This is a genomic window from Aeromicrobium sp. Leaf350, from assembly GCF_916858655.1.
Taxonomy (GTDB): Bacteria; Actinomycetota; Actinomycetes; order Propionibacteriales; family Nocardioidaceae; genus Aeromicrobium.
The window spans coordinates 515,691-538,114 of sequence record NZ_CAKASL010000003.1; the positions used below are offsets into that span (position 1 = coordinate 515,691).

Below are 22,424 nucleotides of genomic sequence, written 5' to 3' on the forward strand. Positions count from 1 at the left end.
GGAGTTGGCGCTTCAGATCGAGGGGTCGGTCTCGCCGCGGTCGACCTCGACCGCCTGGCGAGGCCCGTTGCGCAGCTTCACCACGACGAAGGCGAGCCACGCGAGCCCGATGCCGGCGACGACGAGCAGCCCGACGTTGACGCTCGCCTCGATCGTGAACAGGCCGATGCCGATCAGGCCGCCGGTGACCCAGCTGAGCTGGATGAGCGTCTCGGAGCGCGCGAACATCGACGTGCGGACGCGTTCGGGGACGTCGCGCTGGATCAGGGCGTCGAGACTCAGCTTCCCGAGCGACTGGCAGAGACCCGCCGTCAGGCCGAGCACGACCGCGGTCACCCAGCTCAACGTCAGCGAGACGACGACGAGGACGGCGGTGTCGACGATCAGCACGAACACGACGATCGCCTCGGGGGCGCGCGACTTCAGCACGTTGCCCAGGAGCACGCCGACCGTGCTGCCCGCGCCGGCGGCGCCGATCACCAGGCCCAGCAGGATCGTGGCGTTGCCGTTCCACCCCAAGGACTCCGGCGGCTCACGCAGCACGAACGCCATGAAGATCGTGAGGAAGCCGGTGATGAGGCGCAGGCCCGCGTTGCAGCGCAGGGCATTGACCACGCCCCGCGGTGCCAGCACGCCCTTCACCCCGTTCGCGGCCGTGAGGTCGATCTTGTCCTCGCCGTCGCTGGAGTCGACCCTCGCCGGCAGGAGGACGGCCAGCACCGTGCCCACCACGAAGAGCACGAACGCGTAGCGGAGCGACCACTCGGCACCGAAGTACGCCGCGCCGACGGCCAGCGGCGCGGAGATCGCGCCGGCTGCCGTACCGGTGAGCGAGATGCGGGAGTTGGCCTTGACGAGGGTCAGCTGCTCGGGGAGCAGGCGTGGCACGGCAGAGGCCCGGGTGATGCCGTAGGCCTTGGACGACACGAGGCACAGGAGCGCGGCGATGAAGAACGTGGCCGACTGCTCGGCGACCGCGCCCGCCAGGACCCAGCAGCTGAAGGCGCGCACGGCGAGCGTCGCGCCGATGGCCCAGCGCCGGCCGCGCTGGAACTTGTCGAGAAACGGGCCGATCAGGGGCGCGACGACGGCGAACGGCAGCATCGTGAGGACGAGGAAGAGCGCGACCTGCCCGGTGGCCTCGTCCGTGGGTGCCGTGAAGAACACCGTGCCGGCCAAGGAGATCGCGACGGCGGCGTCGCCCGCGGTGTTGAACGCGTGCAGCTCGAGCAGGCGCGACAGCCCGCTCTCGCCGGCCCCGCCCGAGTGGGTGAAGCGGCGTGCCCGGATGAAGGCCCACCGGCTGCCGCCGGCGACGGCCCGGCCGGTGCCCTTGACGGCCTTGACCGCGGCGTGCGGGCCCTGGGGCTCGCGCGCGGGAGCGTCAGGATCTGCCCACGGGTCGTGCTCCGGCTGGTCGACGGGCGGTGCGGGTTCGTCCCACCGGCCGTCGGCGTCGTCGTGCGGCACTCCCATGCGTCCATCCTGCCTCACCCGTGTCCCGTGCGTGTGGTGGCATGAGGGACAATCGGGGCATGTCCGTCGAGCAGATGTTGCAGGCCGCCGAGCCCTTCGCCCGCGCCGTCGTGGTCGAGGCCGCCGGTGAGGACGTCGTCGGCGCCCACCTGCGCACCGACGTCGACGCCGACGGCTGGGTCTCCCACGCGTTCGAGGCCCTCCAGCCCGGCTACCGCGGCTGGTCCTGGGTCGTGAGCCTGACGGCAGTCGCGGCCGATGCCGAGCCCACGGTCAACGACCTCGTCCTGCTGCCGGGCTCCGAGGCGATCGTGGCCCCGGCCTGGACCCCGTACCGCGACCGCATCCGCCCGGGCGACCTCGGACCCGGGGACGTCCTGCCCCCGGACGCCGACGACCTCCGGCTCGTGCCGGCGTGGTCCGCCGGCGACGTCGACGTCGAGACCGACCGGCACGAGGCGCGCGAGCTGACCGGCGGCCGCACCTGGGTGCTGTCCCGCGAGGGGCGTGACATGGCGGCTCAGCGCTGGCACGACGGCGACGGCGGCCCTCACACCGCGATCGCCCAGCAGGCCTCCGGCACGTGCCGCACGTGCGGCTTCCGCCTGGGCCTGGTCGGAGCCTTGGCCGACCGGTTCGGCGTGTGCGCGAACGGCATGGCGAACGACGACGGCCGCGTCGTCGACCTCGAGCACGGGTGCGGCGCCCACTCCGGCGTGAAGCTGAGCCGCGCGACCGCGGTGCGCGAGCTGCCCGACCCCTACTTCGACACGATCACCAACGACGTCGTCGCCAAGCCGGAGCCGAAGCCGGAGCCGGAGCCCGAGGTGGTGGCCGAGGCAGAGCCGATCGTCGAGGAGCCGGGCGTCGAGCTCGAGGTCCCGGTGGAGGTCGCGGTCGAGTCCGCCGCCGAGCCCGAACCGGTGGCGGAGGCCGAGCCCGTCGCCGCGGAGCAGCCCGACGCGGACCAGCCCGACTCCTCGGTGTGACGCGAACGACCCTGCGGACTGCGGTCCGGGCTGTATAGTTGCTTTGTGCAACAAACTGACTCTCCTGCCGCGCTGAGCCACCGCGAGATCCTCCAGGTCCTCGTCGGTCTGCTCGCCGGAATGTTCACCGCGCTCATCAGCTCCACGATCGTCTCCAACGCGCTGCCGACGATCATCGCCGACCTCGACGGCTCCCAGACCCAGTACACCTGGGTCGTGACCTCGTCGCTGCTCGCGATGACGGTCTCCATGCCGATCTGGGGCAAGCTCTCGGACCTGTTCAACAAGAAGACGCTCGTGCAGGTCGCGCTCGTCGGCTTCGTGATCGGCTCGATCCTCGCCGGCGCCGCCCAGAGCGTGCCGTGGCTGATCGCGTGCCGCGTGCTGCAGGGCCTGGCGATGGGTGGGCTGATCGCGACCTCGCAGTCGATCATCGGCTCGATCATCCCGCCGCGGCAGCGCGGCCGCTACAGCGGCTACATGGGCGCCACGATGGCCGTCGCCACCGTGAGCGGGCCGCTGCTCGGCGGCGTCATCGTCGACACCCCCGGGCTCGGCTGGCGCTGGTGCTTCTACGTCTGCGTGCCGCTGGCCGTCATGGCCCTGGCGATCCTGCACCGCCAGCTCCACCTGCCGACCCAGCGCCGCAAGGTGCAGCTCGACATCTGGGGCGCCGTGCTGATCACGATCGCGGCCTCGCTGCCCCTGCTGTGGGTCACCTTCGCCGGCGACTCGTTCGCCTGGCTCTCGACCGAGACCGCCCTGTTCTGGGCTGCGACGATCATCGCCACCGTGCTGGTCGTCGTCGTGGAGACCCGCCACCCGGAGCCGCTCCTGCCGATCGCCGTCGTGCGAGAGCGCACCACGGCGCTGGCGATCGTGGGCAGCATCGCGGTGGGCATGTCGATGTTCGGCGGCTCCGTCTTCCTCGGCCAGTACTTCCAGGTCGCCGGCGGCCACTCCGCCTCGTGGGCCGGCGTGCTCAGCATCCCGCTCATGACGGGCTCCCTCGTGGGCACCGTGCTGAGTGGTCAGCTCATCACCCGCTACGGGCGCTGGAAGCGGTTCCTCGTGACCGGTTCGAGCCTGCTCGTCGTCGGCCTGGCCATGCTCTCGACGGTCGACCACACGACCCCCGAGTGGCACGCGATGACCTCGATGGCCGTCATGGGCCTCGGCATGGGCATGCTGCTGCAGAACTACGTGCTCGCGGTGCAGAACACCGTCTCGGTCTCGACGGTCGGGGCCGCCAGCGCGACGGTCGCCTTCTTCCGGTCGCTCGGCGGCGCGGTGGGCGTCTCGGTACTGGGCGCGATCCTGGCGCACGACGTCAAGACCTCGGTCACCGACCAGCTGGCCGCCACGGGCGCCTCGGGTCCCTCAGCAGGCAGCGGATCGCTGCTGGACCTCGACAGCCTCCCGGCGCCGGTCGTCGGCATCGTGCGCGCTGCGTACGGCGACGCCACGGGCCACATCTTCGCGATCGCCGCCGTCGTCGCGGTCGTCAGCCTGGTCGCAGCGCTGTTCATCAAGGAGATCCCGCTGCGCACCACGATCGACCGCGCCGAGGACCGCCAGCCCGACACCGACGAGATCCAGGTCCCCGTCGCCTGAGCCAGCCACCGCCGGCAGGTTGAGGGACCCCTTTCGAGGCTCGCTCGTTCCTCGCTCGCACCTCAAGGGGCGGAGAGCCGACCTCCGCGCTGCGCGCGTCGGTCAGGCGCGGCGGCGGCCGGGGCGACGCGCGAGGGCGTTGCGCCGGCGGCGGCAGTACTCGATACCGATGCAGCCGAGGCCGAAGCCGGCCACCGTCGTCCAGAACCACCAGTCGTCGCCCTGGTCGCGCAGGGTGCCGAGGAACGGCAGGAGCGCGACTGCGGCCACGGCCCAGAAGATCGTGCCGACGACCATCGTGCGGACGCCGTCGACGTCCATCGGCTCGACCTCGGCGACCTTGTGGGTCTTGCGACCGATCTCGAGCTCGGTGATGTCGGGGCGACCCAGCTCGTGGCGGCGGGCCGCGCGCTCGAGCCGCTCACGCTCGCGGTGGCCCAGCTTGCGCTCGATCGTCGCGGGCCCGTCCTCGGGGCGCACCACGTCGTCGTCACTCACGGCCCCCACCCTACTAGCGCGGCCTCGATCGTGGCGCTCCGCGCACGGGTCGCCGGTCCTGCCTGTCATGCTGGTGGGCGATGAACCCCCGTCACCGTCGCCTGCTCATCCCGGGCCTCCTGATCGCGCTGCTCGTCGTGGTCGTCGTCGCCACCGTGACCGGCCGCGCTGACGCCGCGACCGGCGGCTCGGTCGCGTGCACGCTCACCGACGACCGCATCGACGAGCAGAGCGGCCTCGCCGTCAGCGCGACGCACCCCGACACGGCATACCTGGTCAACGACTCGGGCAGCGACGCCGAGGTCTACGCGGTGGACCTGGCGACCTGCGAGGTCGTGGGCGTGACCGAGATCGAGGACGTGCCGTGGCGCGACCCCGAGGCGCTGGCTCTCGACGGCGACGGCACCCTCTGGATCGCCGACACGGGCGACAACGACGCCGTCCGCGACGACGCCCGCCTCTACTCCCTGCCCGAGCCGGGTCGCGAGGACGACAGCGTGCGGCCCGACGTCCACCCCGTCGCGTTCGAGACGGGGCGCGAGGACGTCGAGGCCCTGCTGGTCGACCCGACCAGCTCGGCGAAGTGGGTCGTGACGAAGGGGTGGACGGGCGGAGAGCTGCTCGCCATGCCCGACGCGCTCCCGACCGACGAGGTCAGCACCGCGACCTCCACCGGAGTGACGATGCCGATCCTCGTGACCGACGCGTCCATGACGCCGGACGGCCACTACGCGGTCGTGCGCACCTACCTCGGGGCGACGCTCCACGACGTCCGCGACGACTTCGCGGAGGTCGGCACGATCCAGCTCCCCGCGCAGAGCCAGGGCGAGACGATCGCCGTCGAGCCGTCGGGGACCACGGTGCTCGTCGGCAGCGAGGGCGTGGGCGAGCCGCTGCACCGACTGACGTTCGAGACACCCGAGCCGGTCGAGCCGGCCGAGGTCGCGGAGCCGTCACGTCCCGCCTCCGAGAGCAGTGCGGCCGAGGGCGTGCCGACCGTGGTGTGGGTCGCCAGTGTGACGATCCTGGGTCTTTTCGCCGGGGCCCTTCTCCTGCGCCGACGCCGTCGGCCATGATGCTGTGCGGCGCGCCGACTCGGGCGCCGTCCCTCAGCACGTCAGGAGCACCATGGCCACCGCCGTCGACAGCTACTTCAAGATCTCCCAGCGGGGTTCGAGCGTGGGCCGGGAGGTGCGCGGCGGGGTCGTCACGTTCCTGACGATGGCCTACATCATCGTGCTGAACCCGATCATCCTGGCGGGCGTCCCCGACGTCGAGGGCAACTTCCTCGGAGGCGGCTCGGAGCCTGGCTCGGGCTTCGCGACGATCGCGGCGTGCACCGCGCTGATCGCCGGCCTGCTGTCGATCGCGATGGGCGCGGTCGCCAACTTCCCGCTGGCCATCGCGGCCGGTCTGGGCCTCAACGCCTTCGTGGCCTACTCCGTCGCCTCGCAGATGACCTGGGCCGACGCGATGGGCCTCGTGGTCCTCGAGGGCCTGGTGATCCTGGTGCTGGTGCTGACGGGCTTCCGGAAGGCCGTGTTCGACGCGGTGCCGACGCAGCTCAAGACCGCGATCGCGGTGGGCATCGGCCTGTTCATCACCTTCATCGGTCTGGTCGACGCCGGCTTCGTGCGCACGTCCGGGATCCCCGCCCCGCCCGTGCAGCTGGGCATCGGCAACACGCTCTCGGGCTGGCCGGTCCTGGTCTTCTGCATCACGCTGCTCGTGATGTTCGCGCTGCACGCCCGCAAGGTGCCCGGGGCGATCCTCATCGGCATCGTGTTCGGCACGGTGCTGGCCGGCATCGTGCAGGCCCTCACCGACACGCCCGGTGGTGGAGGCGACCCGACGTCCAAGGGCTGGAACCTCAACGTCCCGTCGTGGCCCGACCAGGTCTTCCAGTCGCCGGACCTCGGCCTGCTGGGCGAGTTCAACCTGCTGGGCGGTTTCGACCGCATCGGCGTCGTGGCCGCCTTCCTGCTGGTCTTCTCGCTGCTGCTCGCCGACTTCTTCGACACGATGGGCACGATGACCGCGGTCGGCGCCGAGGCAGGTCTGAACGACGACGAGGGCACGCCGCCCAACGCGCAGCGCATCCTCATCGTCGACTCGGTCGCCGCCGCGGCCGGTGGCGCTGCCGGTGTCTCCAGCAACACCTCGTACATCGAGTCGGCCTCCGGTGTCGGGGACGGCGCGCGGACCGGCCTGGCCTCGATCGTGACGGGCCTGCTGTTCCTGCTGTCGGTCTTCGCGGCTCCGCTCGTGCAGCACATCCCGAGCGAGGCCGCCGTGCCGGCGCTCGTGCTGGTGGGCTTCCTGATGATGACGCAGGTCGGCGGCATCGACTGGAACGACATCGAGATCGCACTGCCGGCGTTCCTCACGATCGCGCTGATGCCGTTCACGTACTCCATCACGGTCGGCATCGGTGCCGGCTTCGTCACCTACGTGCTGCTCAAGGTCGTGCGTGGCAAGGCGGCCGTGCTGCACCCCCTGATGTGGATCGTGGCCGCGCTGTTCGTCGTGTACTTCGCGATCGACCCGATCACCCGCTGGCTCACCTGAGGTGGCCGGCCGTCGCCCGGGCTAGGTTGGCTGCATGCTGATCGACCTGGGTGACGGCCGCCGTCCCACCGTTCCGGAGTCCGCCTTCGTCGCACCGAACGCCACGCTCGTGGGTTCGGTCGAGCTCGCCGAGGGGGCCAGCGTCTGGTACTCAGCCGTGCTGCGCGCCGACAACGAGCCCATCGTGATCGGGCCCGACTCCAACGTGCAGGACGGGTGCGCGTTCCACGTCGACAAGGGCAAGCCCGTCACGCTCGGGACCGGCGTCTCGGTGGGCCACAACGCCGTCGTGCACGGGGCGACGATCGGCGACCACTGCCTGATCGGCATGGGCGCGGTCGTCATGAACGGCTCGGTCATCGGCGCGGAGTCGCTCGTCGCCGCAGGTGCGCTCGTGACCGAGGGCATGCAGGTGCCGCCGCGCTCGCTCGTCGCCGGAGTGCCCGGCAAGGTGCGCCGTGAGCTCACCGACGAGGAGGTCGAGTCGCTGCACCGCAACGCGCGGACCTACACCGAGCACCGCGAGCTGCACCGCGGCGCCACGATCGTCGACTGAGGGTCGTCGCACCTCAGGGGGCGGTCAGCTGTTCTCCACGCTCAGCTGTTCTCCACGCTCAGCTGTTCTCGACCACGTGGTCGATGCAGGCCGTCAGCGCGCTGACGTCGTCGGGGTCGACCGCCGGGAACATGCCGATGCGGAGCTGGTTGCGTCCGAGCCCCCGGTAGCCGTCGACGTCGACGATCCCGTTCTCGCGGAGCGCGGCCGACACGGCCGACGCCTCCACGCCCACCAGATCGATCGTGCCGACGACGTTCGAGCGCTCGGCCGGGTCGGGCACGAACGGCACCGTGTAGTCGCGCTCCTCGGCCCACGCGTAGAGACGCGAGGCGGAGTCGGCCGTGCGCCGCGCCGCGAAGTCGAGACCGCCCTGGCCGTTCAGCCACGCGATCTGCTGCTCGAGCAGGAACAGCGTCGCCAGGGCCGGGGTGTTGTAGGTCTGGTCCTTGCGGGAGTTGTCGATGGCCGTGGGCAGGTCGAGGAAGCCGGGGATGTGCCGGCCGGACGCCTTGAGGCGCTCGGCGCGCTCGATCGCGGCCGGTGACATCAGCGCGACCCACAGGCCCCCGTCGGAGGCGAACGACTTCTGCGGCGCGAAGTAGTAGACGTCACACTGGGCGACGTCGACCGCGAGACCACCGGCGGCGGAGGTCGCGTCGACGAGGCTGATGGCTCCCTCGTCGGCCCCGACCACCCGCTCGACCGGCACCCACACGCCCGTGGAGGTCTCGTTGTGCGCCCAGGCGTAGGTGTCGACACCGGCCACGGCCTCCGTCGCCGGGCGGGTGTGCGGCTCGCTCTCACGCACGTCGGGGTCGTCCAGGAACGGGGCGGCGGCGACGGCCTGCGCGAACTTGCGGCTGAACTCTCCGTGAACGAGGTGCTGGGCCGTGCGCTCCACGAGGCCGAAGGTCGCCGCGTCGAAGAAGGCGTGCGAGCCGCCGACGCCGAGCACGACCTCGTAGCCGTCGGGCAAGGAGAAGAGGTCGGCGAGCCCGCTGCGGATCGCGCCGACCAGGATCTTGACCGGGGCCTTGCGGTGCGAGGTGCCCATCAGGCCGGTGCCGGTCGCGGCGAGGGCCGCGACGGCCTCGGGTCGCACCTTGGAGGGTCCGGATCCGAATCGACCGTCGCGGGGGAGCAGCTCTGCGGGGATCTTCACGGGACCATTGTCGCGCGCGACGCGGTGCGGAGGGGAGCGGTCCCCGTTGTCCGGCCCGGCCCCTGAGCGATATACCGGACGTCAGACGCGGACGCCCTGAACGGCTAGGGTGCTGCCAGACAATTCAGCCCCGACCCGACGGGGCTGGCCGGACCGGAGGGTGGGCGCCGTCATGAGTACCTGGCGACTCGCCATCGACTTCGGCACCTCGAACTCGACGGCGGCCATCCAGATCGACGGCCGTGACCCGCAGACGGTCCGGCTGTCCGACAGCGGCGACGTCATGCCGTCGGCCGTGTTCGCCGACGCGGGTGGTCTCACGGTGGGCGTCGAGGCGACGCGGCGCATGCTCCTGGACCCCAGCGCGTTCGAGCGCAACCCCAAGCGACTCGTCGGGCAACGCGTCGTGCAGCTCGGTGGCACCGATCGCGAGGTCGTCGACCTGGTCGCCGCGGTCCTGCGCACGGTCACGCAGCGGGCCGCCCGCGTCGCCGGCGGCGGACGCCCCGCCGAGCTCACCCTGACCTACCCGGCCGGCTACCAGCGCGCCCGCCGCGACGTCCTCGTCGAGGCGGCCGAGCGAGCCGGCTTCCCGCGCTCCGCGGTCGGACTGCTGCCCGAGCCGGTCGCCGCGGTCTCCCGCTACGCCCAGCACGCCCCGCTGCCTCCGGGGGGCAGCCACCTCTGCGTCGTCGACGTCGGCGGCGGCACCGCCGACATCGCGGTCATGCGGGTCACCGGCGACGCCCTGCGTCCCTTCGAGGTCGTCTCGACGGCCGGTCGCCCCGACCTCGGCGGCGGACTGTTCGACCTCCGGCTCGAGAACATCGTGCTCGACGCGGTGCGTGCCGGCGGTCACCCCGAGGTCCTGGCAGCACTGGAGAGCACGGCCGGTCTCGGCGCTCGTCGCGCCCTGCGCGAGCAGGTCGCCCAGGCCAAGCACGCCCTCTCCGAGAGCGAGTCGACGACGGTGCCCGTCGTCACCAGTGGCGGAGCGGTCACGGTCACGGTCACGGCCGACGAGTTCGCCGAGTCGATCGCCGACGACGTCGAGCAGATCACCGCGCTGACGGTCGAGGCGTGCAGCCGCGCCGGCCTCAAGCCCACCGAGCTCGCCACGGTGTACCTCACGGGCGGCGCCTCGCTGGTGCGCCCGCTGCAGACCTCCCTCGCCCGCGTCGTCGGCCAGCCCGCAGCCACGCTCGACGACCCGAAGCTCATCACGTGCCTCGGCGCGCTGTCGCCGCTCGGTCGCCAGCTGCGCGAGCCCGCCATCGCGCCGATGGCCTCGCCGGCCGCGCCGGCTCCGGCTCCCGCCCCGCGTCCGGCGCCGGCCCCGCGCCCGGCGCCCGCTCCGCGACCCGCTCCCGCCCCGGCCCCCGCGCCTGCGACACCCACTCCGGCCGAGACCACCGGTGGATTCCCGGCGGTCCAGGCCTACAGCCCGGCCCCCACCCCGTACCAGCCGCATGCGTCCTACGGCGGCGGAGGACCTCAGGGCCCCCGCAAGCGGCGCACGCTGCTCATCGGGCTCGCCGCAGCCGCCCTCGTGCTGGTGGGCGGCGGCGTGGCTGCCGCCGTGACTCTGCTCGGCGGCGGGGACGACCCGAACCCGCAGACGTCGTCGGACCCCGAACCCACGCGCGAGACGCCCACGGAGGAGCCGAGCGAGGACACGGACTGCGCCGACAGTCCCGACCTCACGACGCAGGAGTGCACGCTCCTCAACGACGCCATCGCCGCCAACGCGCCCCTGCAGCCGGGTGACTGCGAGGGCATCGACCCGCTGGGCGCCCAGATCGCCATCACCTGCTTCGCGACCGAGGACGACTCAGGGTTCAAGCCCGAGTTCCTCAACATCTACGGCTACGGCGACGCCACGTCGATGGACGAGGTGTTCCAGGGCGTGATCGAGACGGAGGGGCTCACGGGCCCGCAGAAGCTCGACGGATCACCCGGCTGGGGCACCTGGAACTACGAGAACGAGTCGGTCGACGCCGGCAAGATCCTGCTGCAGTACAGCGAGGCCGAGGACCTGAGCTACGTGGCCTGGACCGACACCGACAACCTCATCGAGATCTGGGCCACGGTCGACGGAAGCCAGCTCCCGGAGATGTACCAGTGGTGGGCGAGTGCGTGAGCCGGGTCCGACTCCATGAGCCCGGCCCGTCCCTCGCTGTCGCCTGACCGGCCCCGTCTGACCGCGGCCCAGGGTCGCGCCGTCCGTTCGACCGTGATGGCGCTCAAGGGCACCGAGTTCGAGCCGTGGGCCGACGCCATGTCGACCGCGCTCGCCTCGGCGGCGCCGTCCGTCGCGTCGGCCGTCGTCGTGGGCGAGGTCAAGCGGGGCAAGAGCACGCTCGTCAACGCGATCCTCGGCCAGGCGGACCTGGTCCCGGCCGGGCTCGGCGTCGTGACGGCCGGGTTCGTGCGTGTCGCCCCGCCCACCGACGACCTCGTCGACGGGCAGGCGCGCCTCCAGTTCGCCGACGGCACGACCCGACAGGTCGGACTCGACGTGGCCCGCGAGGTCGCCGTCGCCGGCACCACGGGGCGCGACGACGACCCGGCCTTCGTCGGCATCACGATCGCGCACGACTCGGCGTCGCTGCCGGGTGTCGCGCTCGTCGACACCCCGGGCATCGCCGGCCTGACCAAGGGACACACCGAGCTCGCGGCGCTCGCCGCCGCCCAGGGCGGTGTGCTGGTCGTGGTGACCGACGCGGGCCAGGTCCTGACCCGGCCGGAGCTCGAGTTCCTCACCGAGGTCTCGGCGCGGGTCGAGCAGGCCGTCTTCGCCCTGACCAAGATCGACCACCACCCCTCGGGGTGGGAGGAGGTCATGGCCGAGAACCGAGCCCTCCTGCGGCAGCACGCGCCGCGGTTCGCCGACGCACCCATCTGCCCCGTGTCCTCGACCGTGGCGCTCGAGGTCAGCGCGCTCGAGAACAACGGCCTCGACCCCGCCGAGAGTGCGGACCTGCGGGAGTACGCCGGGATCGACGCCCTGGCCTCGGCCGTGCGTGAGCGCCTCGTCGAACCGTCGTCCATCGCGGTCGCGAACGCCCTCCGGTCCGGGCTCTCCGGCATCGAGCGGTACGAGGCGAAGCGGCGGCGCACGATCTCGGCCCTCGAGTCGGCCGGGCAGCAGGTGCCCGAGCTCGACGCCCTCGTGACGCGCCTGCGCGGGCTCCAGGAGCAGGGCGACCGCTGGTCGCTCGACCTCAACTCCGACTCCAGCGTCCTGCGCGCCGATGTGCTCCACCGTGCTTCGCAGCACCTGGTCGCGGTCCGGCAGTACTGGACGGGCGTCGCGCACGAGCGCCGCAAGGAGAACCCGGAGAAGGTCATCGAGGAGGTCGCGGTCAGCCTGACGGCCGAGCTGCGGGCCATCGTGTCCACCTCGATCTCGGACTTCATCGGCGGATTCCACCTGCAGGCCGACCAGCTGTTCCGCTCGATCGGGCGCGACCTCGCCACCGCGGTGCGACTCAACCCGGACGTCGACGACCTCGCCATGGCCGAGGTCGCGGAGGCCGAGTACAGCGGCAGCTTCGACGCCACGCTGGCCAGCACCGCGATGATCGGCTCGAGCATGGGCGGGCTCGTGGCCGGCCTGATCGCCCCGGCGATCATCGCGCCGGTGTTCTCGATCGTCGGCGGCGCGGCCTGGTACATCGTCAACTACCGCACCCGCCGGGCCCACAACCTCGAGCGCCTCGTGACCCAGACCGCCTCGACGGCCGTGAACCGGGCCGAGACGCACCTGCGCTTCGCCGTCGACCGGGCCCGCACCGTGATGCTCCGCGACGTCACGATCGCCTTCCGCTACGAGCTGAAGGCGGCGCTCGACTCCGCGAAGGCCGAGCTCGAAGCCGCGCGCAGGGCCGCCGCCGAGACCCCGGAGCGGCTGCGGCGGGAGGTCGCGAACGAGACGCGTCACCTCGAGGCATTGCGCGCACAGCGCGAGGAGCTGCAGGCTGTCATGGCAGAGGCGCTCGCGCCTCGACCGGCCCCGGCGCCACGGACCCGAAAGTCCTCGGGAACAAACGCGCAGGGCGACACCTCAGAGGTGTGACGAACCCACAGCGACCGAGGAGCCCACGATGTCCGACCCGAGCGACGACCTGATCGGCAACCAGCAGTTCGACGACCTCGACGGAGACGGCGTCATCGACACCGTCGTCGAGTACTTCGACGACAACACGTCCATCGCGACGTACGACACCGACGGCGACGGTGAGGTCGACGCGGCCGACATCGACTCCGACGGCGACGGCAAGGTCGACCTCGCGGTCGTCGACCTGGGCAACGGTGAGGTCGGTGTCTACGAGGACCCGAGCAACCCGTCGGCGCAGCCGGTCGTCATGGACCTCGAGGAGGCGGCCGAGGTCGCCCCCGACCTGGTCTCGACCTTCGGCGACGAGCTCGGCGAGTCCGACTTCGAGCAGACGGACTTCGACACCGACTCCGACGACGAGGACGAGGACGACAAGGACTCGCCCCAGGACGACGAGGACGAGGACGAGAAGGACTCCGACACCCCCACGAGCTGGTTCGCTCCCGCCGACGACTCCGACGACAAGGACGCCGATCCGGTCGACTTCGACGACGAGGACGAGGACGACTCCGACGACGACGGCAAGCACCCGCAGGGCGACCCGAGCAGCACCGGCCTGGTCGGTGACCCGTTCGGCGACGCCGAGCTGTGGTTCGAGCAGGCCGTGAACGGCACGTGTGGTCCCTCGGCGATCGCGCAGATCGTCTCGGAGTACACCGGCGAGACCTTCGCCAACGAGGAGGAGTTCGCCACCTGGGCGATCGACAACGGCGTGATGGAGGTGCTGCCCGACGGCACCACGACCGGCATGTACGCCGACGACATCGTCGAGATGCTCGAGGCGCACGGCGTTCCCGCCGAGCTCGAGGAGGGCCTGGAGATCCAGGACCTCAAGGAGATGCTGGCCGACGACGTGGGTGTGGCCGTCATGGTCGACGCCGACGAGTACTGGGGCCCGATGTACGGCTACGACCCGGGACCCGAGAACAACGCGGTCAACCACATCGTGATGGTCACGGGCATCGACGAGGACAAGGGCGTCGTCTACGTGAACGACACCGGCACGCCCGACGGCGAGGCCATGGAGATCCCGATCGAGTACTTCGAGGACGCGTGGGAGGACGGCAACAACCAGGCCGTCGTCTGCGACGAGCCGGCGCCCGACACCGCGGCCTCCACGGTCGGCTCGGGCCTCCCGCAGTCCGAGGCGGTCTCCACGATGCTCGACGGCAAGTGGGCGCTGCTGCCCGTCGTCCTCCGGGGCGACGAGGTCGCCGCGGCCACGGCTTGATCCGGATCGGGAGACTGGATCACGATGTCTGATCAGCTGCCCCTCGCCGAGGTCCCGGAGTCCACGTGGCTCCGGGCCCTCGCCCAGGCCCTCGACCCCGACGCCGAGACGTCCGACGACGCCCTGGCGCCCGAGGACGACCCGGTCGCCGACTACTTCGACGACCAGTCCGACGACGCGGACGACGACGCCGACGATGCGTCCGACGTCCTCGGGAGCTCCGCCGACGACGGCCCGCACGTCTGGGACGCCGACGACGACTGGACGCCGACCAGCGACGCCGTCGACCACGACGCGCACGACGACCTGCACGGCGACGACGGGATCGGGTGACGGGTGACGCCCGTCGTGCGGCGTGTCGACACGCTGCTCCACCAGATCGAGGCCGTGGCGAGCCCGACGGTCCGTGAGGTCGCCTCACGCCGTCGGGCCGCCCTGCACGACCCGCTCCGACTCGCCGTCGTGGGGCGGGTCAAGGCCGGCAAGTCGACCCTCGTCAACGCCCTGATCGGTCGGCGCATCGCGCCGACCCGAGCGGGGGAGTGCACCCGGGTCGTCACGTGGTTCGAGTTCGGCTCGCCCGACGGGGCCGCGGTCGTCCACTGCCACGACGGTCGCGAGATCCCGATCTCGCTGGTCGAGGGCCGACTTCCGGAGGACCTCCCGGTGCCGGCCGAGGAGGTCAAGCGCCTCGTGGTGCGGCTGCAGTCGGCCTCGCTGCGGGGGCTCACCCTCATCGACACGCCCGGCCTGTCGTCGCTGACCCGCGAGAACGAGGAGGTCACGCGGAGCGCCGTGCTCGGCGACTCCTTGACCTCCCAGCACGCCAGCGGCGACGCCGACGCCGTGCTGTTCCTGTTCCGCCAGGAGCAGCGCGAGGACGAGGCGGAGTTCCTCAAGCAGTTCCGGGCTGCCTCGGGCGAGATGAACGGCTCGGCGGTCAACGCCGTCGGCGTGCTCTCCCAGGCCGACCTCCTGGCCGACGCGGCCGGCGACGACCCCATGCGACCGGCCCGCGACCAGGCCCGCCGCCTCGCGACGTCACGGATCGGCGAGGTCGGTGACGTCGTCCCGGTCTCGGGCCTGCTGGCGGAGACGTCGCGGACCGGGCGCCTGCGGGAGCGTGACGTCGTCGACCTGGCCACGCTCTCCGAGGTCGCCCCCGTGCGACTGCGCACCGGAGTCGGCCTGGAGGCCGTCCTGGCCAAGGAACGCGTCCGCGACCTGCAGGACAAGCTGGGTCCGTTCGGGCTCGAGGCCGGTCGACTGGAGGCGAGCGAGGGCTCGGACCGCTTCGGGCAGTGGCTCTCCGACGTCTCCGGCATCGACGGTCTCCAGCGGCTGGTGCGTGACCACGTCCAGGCCCGCGCCGGCGGGCTCAAGGCACTCCGCGCCCTCGACGCGGTGGAGCGCGCCGCGCGGCACAGCGGGGCCGACCAGGCCGTGCTCGACCTCGTCGAGCAGGCGCTCGTGGCGCCGGAGCTGCAGATCGTGCGTGAGATCCAGGCGATCGGCATGCTGCGCTCGACCCGGGTCGCGACCGACCTGATCCCCGAGCTCGAGCGGCTCAGCCGCACCGATCACCCCGCCGAGCAGCTGGGCCTGGGACGCGACACCCCCGTCGCCGAGATCGCGTCGGAGGCGCGGCGCCGCTCGGGAGAGGCGCAGAGCCGCGCGACGCTGGCCTACGCCCCGGGCGAGGCCGAGGCGGCTCGGGTGCTGGCGCAGTCGTACCGGGCCATCGCCCAGCGGGCCGAGTCGCCGGAACCTCCTCCGGTCCCGCTGCCTCCGGCGGCGGCCTCGGCACGGCGACCGGTCCCTCCTCCGCCCCCGCCTCCGGGGTGAGGGGAGAGGTCCCCGCGCCTTTGACTTCCCGTCGACACCTGCAGAGGTCATACTGGTGCCCGTCCGAGCGATGGGGGACCGATGACGGAGACCGTGAGTGCCGAGAGCACGCTGGTCGAGCGTGCGCGCGCTGGTGACCCGGACGCCTTCACGCAGCTCGTCACCGAGAGCCGCGACATCCTGTGGTCGGTGTGCCTGCGCATCACGGCCGATCCGCTGGACGCCGAGGACGCCCTCCAGGACACGCTGATCGCGGCCTGGCAGAACATCCACAAGTTCCGCGGCAACAGCAAGTTCAGCACCTGGTGCTATCGGATCGCCGCCAACGCCTCGATCGCCGTGTGCCGCAAGCGCCGCTCGATCCCGATCGACACCGACGACATCGTCGACCTCGTGGTCGTCGCCGACGCCACGGGTCAGGTCGACGACCGCGACCTCGTCACCGCAGCGCTGCGCGAGGTCTCGCCCGACTTCCGCGAGGCGCTCGTGCTGCGCGAGTACGGCGACATGACCTACGACGAGATCGCCGCCCACCAGGGCATCGGCGTGCAGACCGTCAAGAGCCGCATCAACCGCGCGCGCAGCCAGCTGGCCGACGCGGTCCGCGGCGCGACCGCCTGAGGCCTCCGCGTCGGTCCGTCCTGCGGTGCAGTCAGCGGTGACCGGGCCGAGTGGGCGTGTCGGCCCCGGGCCTCGTACGATGCGACTCATGTCAGCCGATACGCCGGCCGCCCCCGCCGAGGTGACCGTCCCGCTCGCCGAGGGCCTCACGTCCACGCGTGAGGCGTGGGAGAAGGCCACGGCCACCGTCCTGCGCAAGAGCCGCAGGCTCGCCGACGACGCCCCCGACGCGGAGGCCTGGTCGACGCTCACGACCACGACGCTCGACGGCATCGAGGTCACGCCGCTCGGCACGCCCGAGCTGACGGCCGACCTGCCCGCCACGGGCCTGCCGGGCCAGGCGCCGTTCACGCGCGGCGCCGAGGCGCTCCGCGAGAACCGCGCGTGGGACGTCCGCGCCTGGTTCACCGACCCGGACGCCCAGCGGACCGCCGACGACGTCATGACCGACCTCGAGAACGGCGTGAGCTCGCTGTGGATCACGCTGGGCGAGGCCGGCACCCCGACCGACGCCCTGGCGCGCATCCTCGAGCCCGTGTTCGTCGATCTCGCCCCGGTCGTCGTGCAGGACGCCCACGACCCGCTGTCCGCGGCCCGCGCGCTGGCCGCCGTGATCGAGGACAAGGCCGTGCAGGCCCACCACGGCACGAACCTCGGTGTGGACCCCATCGGCACCGCGGTGCGCACCCGTCTGGGCAGCGGCACCGGGCAGACCGACCTCGACCTGGCCGTGGAGGCCGCCCGCCTGGCGCTCCCGCTCGGCATCCGGGCGATCGTGGTCGACGGCACGGCCGTGCACGACGCCGGCGGCTCCGACGTGCAGGAGCTCGCCTACCTGCTGGCTGCCGGCGCCACGTACCTGCGGGTGCTGACCGAGGCCGGCCTGTCGGTCGACGACGCGGCCGGGCTGCTGGAGTTCCGCATCGCGGCGACCGACGAGCAGTTCCCAACGATGGCCAAGTTCCGTGCGGCCCGCCGCACGTGGGCCCGCGTCGCGGAGCTCGCCGGTGTGGCCGAGGCGCAGCGTGGTCAGCGTCAGCACGCGGTGACCTCGCGCCCGATGATGACGACGTACGACCCCTACGTGAACATGCTCCGCACGACGGTGGCCTCGTTCGCCGCCGGCGTCGGTGGCGCCGCGTCCGTCACGGTGCTGCCCTTCGACGAGCCCCTGGGCCTGCCCGAGGCGTTCAGCCGCCGCATCGCGCGCAACACCTCGAGCCTGCTGATCAGCGAGTCCCACGTCGCCAAGGTCACCGATCCCGGCGGAGGCTCGCACCTCGTCGAGCAGCTGACCGACGACCTCGCCCGCGCGGCCTGGGCCGGATTCGGCGAGCTCGAGTCGGCCGGGGGAGTGCTGTCGTCCCTCGACCTCGTCGCCGAGCGCATCGACGCGACGCGTGACGCCCGCGGACTTCAGATCGCGAAGCGCGCGATGCCGCTCACCGGTGTCAGCGAGTTCCCGAACCTGCACGAGCAGCTGCCCGAACGTCGCCCCTACCCGACCGAGCAGGTCGTCTTCCGCTACGCCCACGAGTTCGAGGAGATGCGCGACGACCGCGCGGCCGCCACGGTCTTCCTCGCGACGATGGGCCCCGTCGCGGCGCACACCGCCCGCGCGACCTTCGCGGCCAACCTGTTCGCCGCGGGTGGCATCGACACGGTCACGGCCGGACCGACCGCCGGTGTCGACGAGGTCGTCGCGGCCTACGACGGCTCCCCGGTGGTGTGCCTGACCGGCAACGACAAGGCCTACGCGGAGTGGGGCAGCGAGCTCGTCGCGGCACTCCGAGAGGCCGGTGCCCGCCACGTCGTCGTGGCCGGCAAGGTCGACGTGGGCGCCGACGCGCAGGCCTTCGCGGGGCTCGACGCCCTCGCCTTCCTCCGCACGACCCGAGAGGAGCTGGTCTGATCATGTCGACAGTCCCCAGCAGCTTCGCCGACTTCCCGCTGGACCCCGAGCAGGAGCCCACGGGGGATGCCGAGGCCTACGCCCGCGCGGCCGACGGCGTCGAGCCGTGGCCCGCCCCCGAGGGCATCGACGTCAAGGAGCTCTACACGTCGGACGACCTGGAGGGTGCTGACGCGCTCGACACGTACCCGGGTCAGGCGCCGTTCCTGCGTGGTCCGTACCCGGCGATGTACACGACGCAGCCGTGGACCGTGCGCCAGTACGCCGGCTTCTCGACCGCCGAGGAGTCCAACGCCTTCTACCGCCGCAACCTCAAGGCCGGCCAGAAGGGCCTCTCGGTCGCCTTCGACCTGGCGACGCACCGCGGCTACGACTCCGACCACCCGCGGGTCAAGGGCGACGTCGGCATGGCCGGCGTCGCGATCGACTCCATCTACGACACCCGCACGCTCTTCGACGGCATCCCGCTCGACGAGATGAGCGTGTCGATGACGATGAACGGCGCCGTCCTGCCGGTGCTGGCGCTGTACATCGTCGCGGCCGAGGAGCAGGGGGTGAAGCCGGAACAGCTCGCGGGGACCATCCAGAACGACATCCTCAAGGAGTTCATGGTCCGCAACACCTACATCTACCCGCCGGCGCCGTCGATGCGGATCATCTCCGACATCTTCGCGTACACGGCGCAGAAGATGCCGCGGTTCAACTCCATCAGCATCTCGGGGTACCACATCCAGGAGGCCGGGGCGACGAACGACCTCGAGCTCGCCTACACGCTGGCCGACGGCGTGGAGTACATCCGGGCGGGCCTGGACGTGGGCCTGGACGTCGACGCGTTCGCGCCGCGGCTGAGCTTCTTCTGGGCCATCGGCATGAACTTCTTCATGGAGGTCGCCAAGATGCGCGCCGGCCGCGCGCTGTGGGCCCGCCTGGTCAAGGACTTCGACCCGCAGAACCCCAAGTCGCTCTCGCTGCGCACGCACTCGCAGACCTCCGGCTGGTCACTCACCGCGCAGGACGTCTACAACAACGTGCAGCGCACCGCGATCGAGGCGATGGCCGCGACGCAGGGCCACACGCAGAGCCTGCACACCAACGCGCTCGACGAGGCCATCGCCCTGCCGACCGACTTCAGCGCTCGCATCGCCCGCAACACCCAGCTGCTGCTGCAGCAGGAGTCGGGCACGACGCGCAGCATCGACCCGTGGGGCGGCTCGTACTACGTCGAGAAGCTGACCCGGCAGCTGGCGAACCGCGCCTGGGCCCACATCCAGGAGGTCGAGTCCGCCGGCGGCATGGCGAAGGCCATCGAGGAGGGCATCCCGAAGATGCGCATCGAGGAGGCCGCCGCCCGCACCCAGGCTCGCATCGACTCCGGCCAGCAGGCCGTCATCGGTGTCAACACCTTCCGTCTGCGCGACGAGGATCCGCTCGACGTGCTCAAGGTCGACAACGCGGCCGTGTACGCGGCGCAGGTGGCCAAGCTCGAGCGTCTGCGCGCCGAGCGCGACGACGACGACGTCCGACGGTCCCTGGAGGCCCTGACGGCCTCGGCCGAGCGTGGGGCGTCCAAGGACGGCTCGCTCGACGGCAACCTGCTGGCGCTGGCGGTCGACGCGGCGCGGGCGAAGGCCACGGTGGGCGAGATCTCCGACGCGCTCGAGAAGGTCTACGGGCGGCACCAGGCCGTGATCCGTACGATCTCGGGTGTGTACCGCACCGAGGCCGGTCAGGGTGGCAACGTCCAGCGCGTCATCGACGCGACGGCGGAGTTCGAGGACGCCGAGGGCCGACGCCCGCGCATCCTGGTGGCCAAGATGGGCCAGGACGGGCACGACCGCGGCCAGAAGGTCATCGTGACGGCGTTCGCCGACATGGGCTTCGACGTCGACGTGGGCCCGCTGTTCTCGACGCCCGAGGAGGTCGCCCAGCAGGCGATCGACGCCGACGTGCACATCGTCGGTGTCTCCTCCCTGGCGGCGGGCCACCTGGCGCTGCTGCCCGAGCTCAAGCGAGCGCTCGAGGAGCAGGGTCGGGCCGACATCATGGTCGTGATGGGTGGCGTGATCCCGCCCGACGACGTGCCGACGCTCAAGGAGATGGGCGCGGCCGAGGTCTTCCTCCCCGGCACCGTCATCGCCGACTCGGCGCTGTCGCTGCTCGACAAGCTCCGCACCCAGCTGCAGGACTGAGGCGAGGGCGCCGCTCAGGCGGCGTCGTCGCCGAAGACTTTGCGCGCGACGGCCTGGACGTCGCGGTCGAGATGGGTGAAGCGCGCCGTCATGACCTCCTCGACCCGACGCACCTCGGAACGGACCGACCCGATCTCGGCCTTCATCTCGCTGCGCAGAGATCCGATCTCGGTCGTCATCTCGCTGCGCAGGGAACCGATCTCCGAACGGACCGACCCGAACTCGGCCTGGATGACGCGGACGAAGAGGGTCGACATCAACGCGAGGGCGGCGAACAGGGAGGAGGCGAGGACGCCGATCGACGTCCAGACCTGGGGCTCGTTCATGGACAGCACTCCTTCAGTGTCGCGGTTCTCGGCGCACGTTGCCAGGGCCTGCCGACACCCTGCGAGGACCCGGCAGGCTGCCTGTGGACAAGCACCGCCCTAGACTTCGAGGGTGATCGACCTGGGTGAGCTGGCGGACGGAGTTCGCGAGGGGCGTCGTGCCTCGATCTCGCGGGCCATCACCCTCGTGGAGTCCCGGCGGGCCGATCACCGGGCCGCGGCGCGCGAGCTGCTGACAGCCCTGACCCCCGATGCCGGGGGCGCGGTGCGCGTCGGGATCTCGGGAGTGCCCGGAGTCGGCAAGTCCACGACGATCGAGGCGCTCGGCACGCACCTGACGGGGCGCGACCACAAGGTGGGGGTCCTCGCCGTCGACCCGTCGAGCGTCCGCACCGGCGGCTCCGTGCTGGGCGACAAGACCCGGATGTCGACCCTCGCGATCGACCCGAACTCGTTCATCCGCCCGTCGCCGTCGGCCGGCACGCTGGGCGGCGTCGCCCGCGCCACGAGCCAGGCCATGACGATCCTGGAGGCGGCCGGCTACGACGTCGTGCTGGTCGAGACCGTCGGCGTGGGTCAGTCCGAGATCACCGTCGCCGGCATGGTCGACACGTTCCTGTTCCTCACCCTGGCGCGGACCGGTGACCAGCTCCAAGGCATCAAGAAGGGCATCCTGGAGATCGCCGACGTCATCGCGGTCAACAAGGCCGACGGCGAGCGGGTGCGGGAGGCCGAGGTCACGGCCAAGGACCTCGCGGGCGCCCTGAGGATGGTCTACGCCGGCACGCAGGACTGGGTTCCGCCCGTGCTGACGTGCTCGGGCCTCGAGGGCACCGGCATCGACACGGTGTGGAGCCGGGTGCTCCGGCACCGCGAGTTCCTGGGTCACCGGGGGCTGGCCGAGAAGCGCGCCCAGCAGCAGCTCGACTTCACCTGGGCACTCGTGCGCGACGAGCTCGAGGACCGCCTGCGCCGTCACGAGGGCGTGCGCGACGTCCGCGCCGAGGTGCGCGAGGAGATCCTCGCGGGCCGCCTCGGCGCCGCAGAGGCTGCGGACCGTCTGCTCGCCGCGTACGACGAGTAGTGCCGCCACGCCGGGTCCTTCTGGCAAGAGGGAGGGCCCGCGCAGGGAGCGGCGCGGGCCCTAGGTCAGGACCGGCGACCGCAGATGATGGGGGCGATCGCGTCACAGGGAGATGGACGACTCTCCGGTCCGACATGACCAGTGAAACATAGCCCGGTCGAACTAGGCGAGGGCTCCTCGGTCGATCTCGCTGTGAGGATCCCAAGATCTCAGGATGCGAGACGCCTGTG

18 protein-coding genes are annotated in these 22,424 nt (G+C 71.8%); 14 read left to right on the forward strand and 4 right to left on the reverse strand.

Annotation, left to right across the window (positions count from 1 at the left end):
• Positions 1-12 precede the first annotated feature (12 nt).
• Positions 13-1,476 (reverse strand): MFS transporter, encoded by a 1,464-nt coding sequence (locus LO931_RS16150; RefSeq protein WP_229054892.1) that lies wholly within the window; start codon positions 1,474-1,476, stop codon positions 13-15.
• 59 nt (positions 1,477-1,535) lie between these two features.
• Between LO931_RS16150 and LO931_RS16155 the strand changes: the two genes are divergently transcribed.
• Together LO931_RS16155 and LO931_RS16160 are read left to right on the forward strand one after the other, a co-directional pair.
• Complete coding sequence (locus tag LO931_RS16155) at positions 1,536-2,465, forward strand: DUF3027 domain-containing protein (protein WP_229054893.1); 930 nt, start codon at positions 1,536-1,538, stop codon at positions 2,463-2,465.
• Between the two features lie 45 nt (positions 2,466-2,510).
• Positions 2,511-4,079, forward strand: coding sequence for an MDR family MFS transporter (locus tag LO931_RS16160; RefSeq protein WP_229054894.1), 1,569 nt, complete (start codon positions 2,511-2,513; stop codon positions 4,077-4,079).
• A gap of 102 nt (positions 4,080-4,181) precedes the next feature.
• Here the strand turns inward: LO931_RS16160 and LO931_RS16165 are convergent, their stop codons facing one another.
• Complete coding sequence (locus LO931_RS16165) at positions 4,182-4,577, reverse strand: DUF2530 domain-containing protein (RefSeq protein WP_229054895.1); 396 nt, start codon at positions 4,575-4,577, stop codon at positions 4,182-4,184.
• Between the two features lie 80 nt (positions 4,578-4,657).
• Here LO931_RS16165 and LO931_RS16170 point away from each other — a divergent pair, with 80 nt between their 5' ends.
• The 3 genes from LO931_RS16170 to LO931_RS16180 are packed head-to-tail and all read left to right on the forward strand — an operon-like array spanning position 4,658 to position 7,701.
• Complete coding sequence (locus LO931_RS16170) at positions 4,658-5,653, forward strand: esterase-like activity of phytase family protein (protein WP_229054896.1); 996 nt, start codon at positions 4,658-4,660, stop codon at positions 5,651-5,653.
• 52 nt (positions 5,654-5,705) lie between these two features.
• Positions 5,706-7,145 carry an NCS2 family permease gene (locus LO931_RS16175; RefSeq protein ID WP_229054897.1) on the forward strand — a complete coding sequence of 480 codons (1,440 nt, stop codon included), beginning with the start codon at positions 5,706-5,708 and terminating at the stop codon, positions 7,143-7,145.
• A gap of 34 nt (positions 7,146-7,179) precedes the next feature.
• Positions 7,180-7,701: a gamma carbonic anhydrase family protein gene (locus tag LO931_RS16180; RefSeq protein WP_229054898.1), complete on the forward strand. Its 522-nt coding sequence runs from the start codon at positions 7,180-7,182 to the stop codon at positions 7,699-7,701.
• A 58-nt stretch (positions 7,702-7,759) separates the two neighbouring features.
• Here the strand turns inward: LO931_RS16180 and serC are convergent, their stop codons facing one another.
• Positions 7,760-8,866, reverse strand: coding sequence for a phosphoserine transaminase (gene serC / locus LO931_RS16185; RefSeq protein WP_229054899.1), 1,107 nt, complete (start codon positions 8,864-8,866; stop codon positions 7,760-7,762).
• A 172-nt stretch (positions 8,867-9,038) separates the two neighbouring features.
• Here serC and LO931_RS16190 point away from each other — a divergent pair, with 172 nt between their 5' ends.
• The 8 genes from LO931_RS16190 to scpA all read left to right on the forward strand — a co-directional run bounded on the left by LO931_RS16190 (position 9,039) and on the right by scpA (position 20,784).
• On the forward strand, positions 9,039-11,006 hold the full coding sequence (locus LO931_RS16190; protein ID WP_229054900.1) for an Hsp70 family protein: 1,968 nt from the start codon (positions 9,039-9,041) through the stop codon (positions 11,004-11,006).
• 15 nt (positions 11,007-11,021) lie between these two features.
• A complete protein-coding gene (locus tag LO931_RS16195; protein WP_229054901.1) occupies positions 11,022-12,944 on the forward strand; it encodes a dynamin family protein in 1,923 nt (640 codons plus the stop codon).
• 28 nt (positions 12,945-12,972) lie between these two features.
• Positions 12,973-14,217: a C39 family peptidase gene (locus LO931_RS16200; protein WP_229054902.1), complete on the forward strand. Its 1,245-nt coding sequence runs from the start codon at positions 12,973-12,975 to the stop codon at positions 14,215-14,217.
• A 24-nt stretch (positions 14,218-14,241) separates the two neighbouring features.
• A complete protein-coding gene (locus LO931_RS16205; RefSeq protein WP_229054903.1) occupies positions 14,242-14,550 on the forward strand; it encodes a hypothetical protein in 309 nt (102 codons plus the stop codon).
• A 3-nt stretch (positions 14,551-14,553) separates the two neighbouring features.
• Positions 14,554-16,062 carry a dynamin family protein gene (locus LO931_RS16210; protein ID WP_229054904.1) on the forward strand — a complete coding sequence of 503 codons (1,509 nt, stop codon included), beginning with the start codon at positions 14,554-14,556 and terminating at the stop codon, positions 16,060-16,062.
• An 81-nt stretch (positions 16,063-16,143) separates the two neighbouring features.
• On the forward strand, positions 16,144-16,683 hold the full coding sequence (locus LO931_RS16215; RefSeq protein ID WP_229054905.1) for an RNA polymerase sigma factor: 540 nt from the start codon (positions 16,144-16,146) through the stop codon (positions 16,681-16,683).
• Positions 16,684-16,771: 88 nt separating this feature from the next.
• Positions 16,772-18,595 carry a methylmalonyl-CoA mutase family protein gene (locus LO931_RS16220; protein WP_229054906.1) on the forward strand — a complete coding sequence of 608 codons (1,824 nt, stop codon included), beginning with the start codon at positions 16,772-16,774 and terminating at the stop codon, positions 18,593-18,595.
• A gap of 2 nt (positions 18,596-18,597) precedes the next feature.
• Positions 18,598-20,784 (forward strand): methylmalonyl-CoA mutase, encoded by a 2,187-nt coding sequence (gene scpA / locus LO931_RS16225; RefSeq protein WP_229054907.1) that lies wholly within the window; start codon positions 18,598-18,600, stop codon positions 20,782-20,784.
• A 14-nt stretch (positions 20,785-20,798) separates the two neighbouring features.
• On the opposite strand, the gene LO931_RS16230 is transcribed toward scpA, so the two are convergent.
• On the reverse strand, positions 20,799-21,110 hold the full coding sequence (locus tag LO931_RS16230) for a hypothetical protein (RefSeq protein ID WP_229054908.1): 312 nt from the start codon (positions 21,108-21,110) through the stop codon (positions 20,799-20,801).
• A gap of 112 nt (positions 21,111-21,222) precedes the next feature.
• Here LO931_RS16230 and meaB point away from each other — a divergent pair, with 112 nt between their 5' ends.
• Positions 21,223-22,194: a methylmalonyl Co-A mutase-associated GTPase MeaB gene (gene meaB, locus LO931_RS16235; protein WP_229054909.1), complete on the forward strand. Its 972-nt coding sequence runs from the start codon at positions 21,223-21,225 to the stop codon at positions 22,192-22,194.
• Positions 22,195-22,424: the final 230 nt, after the last annotated feature.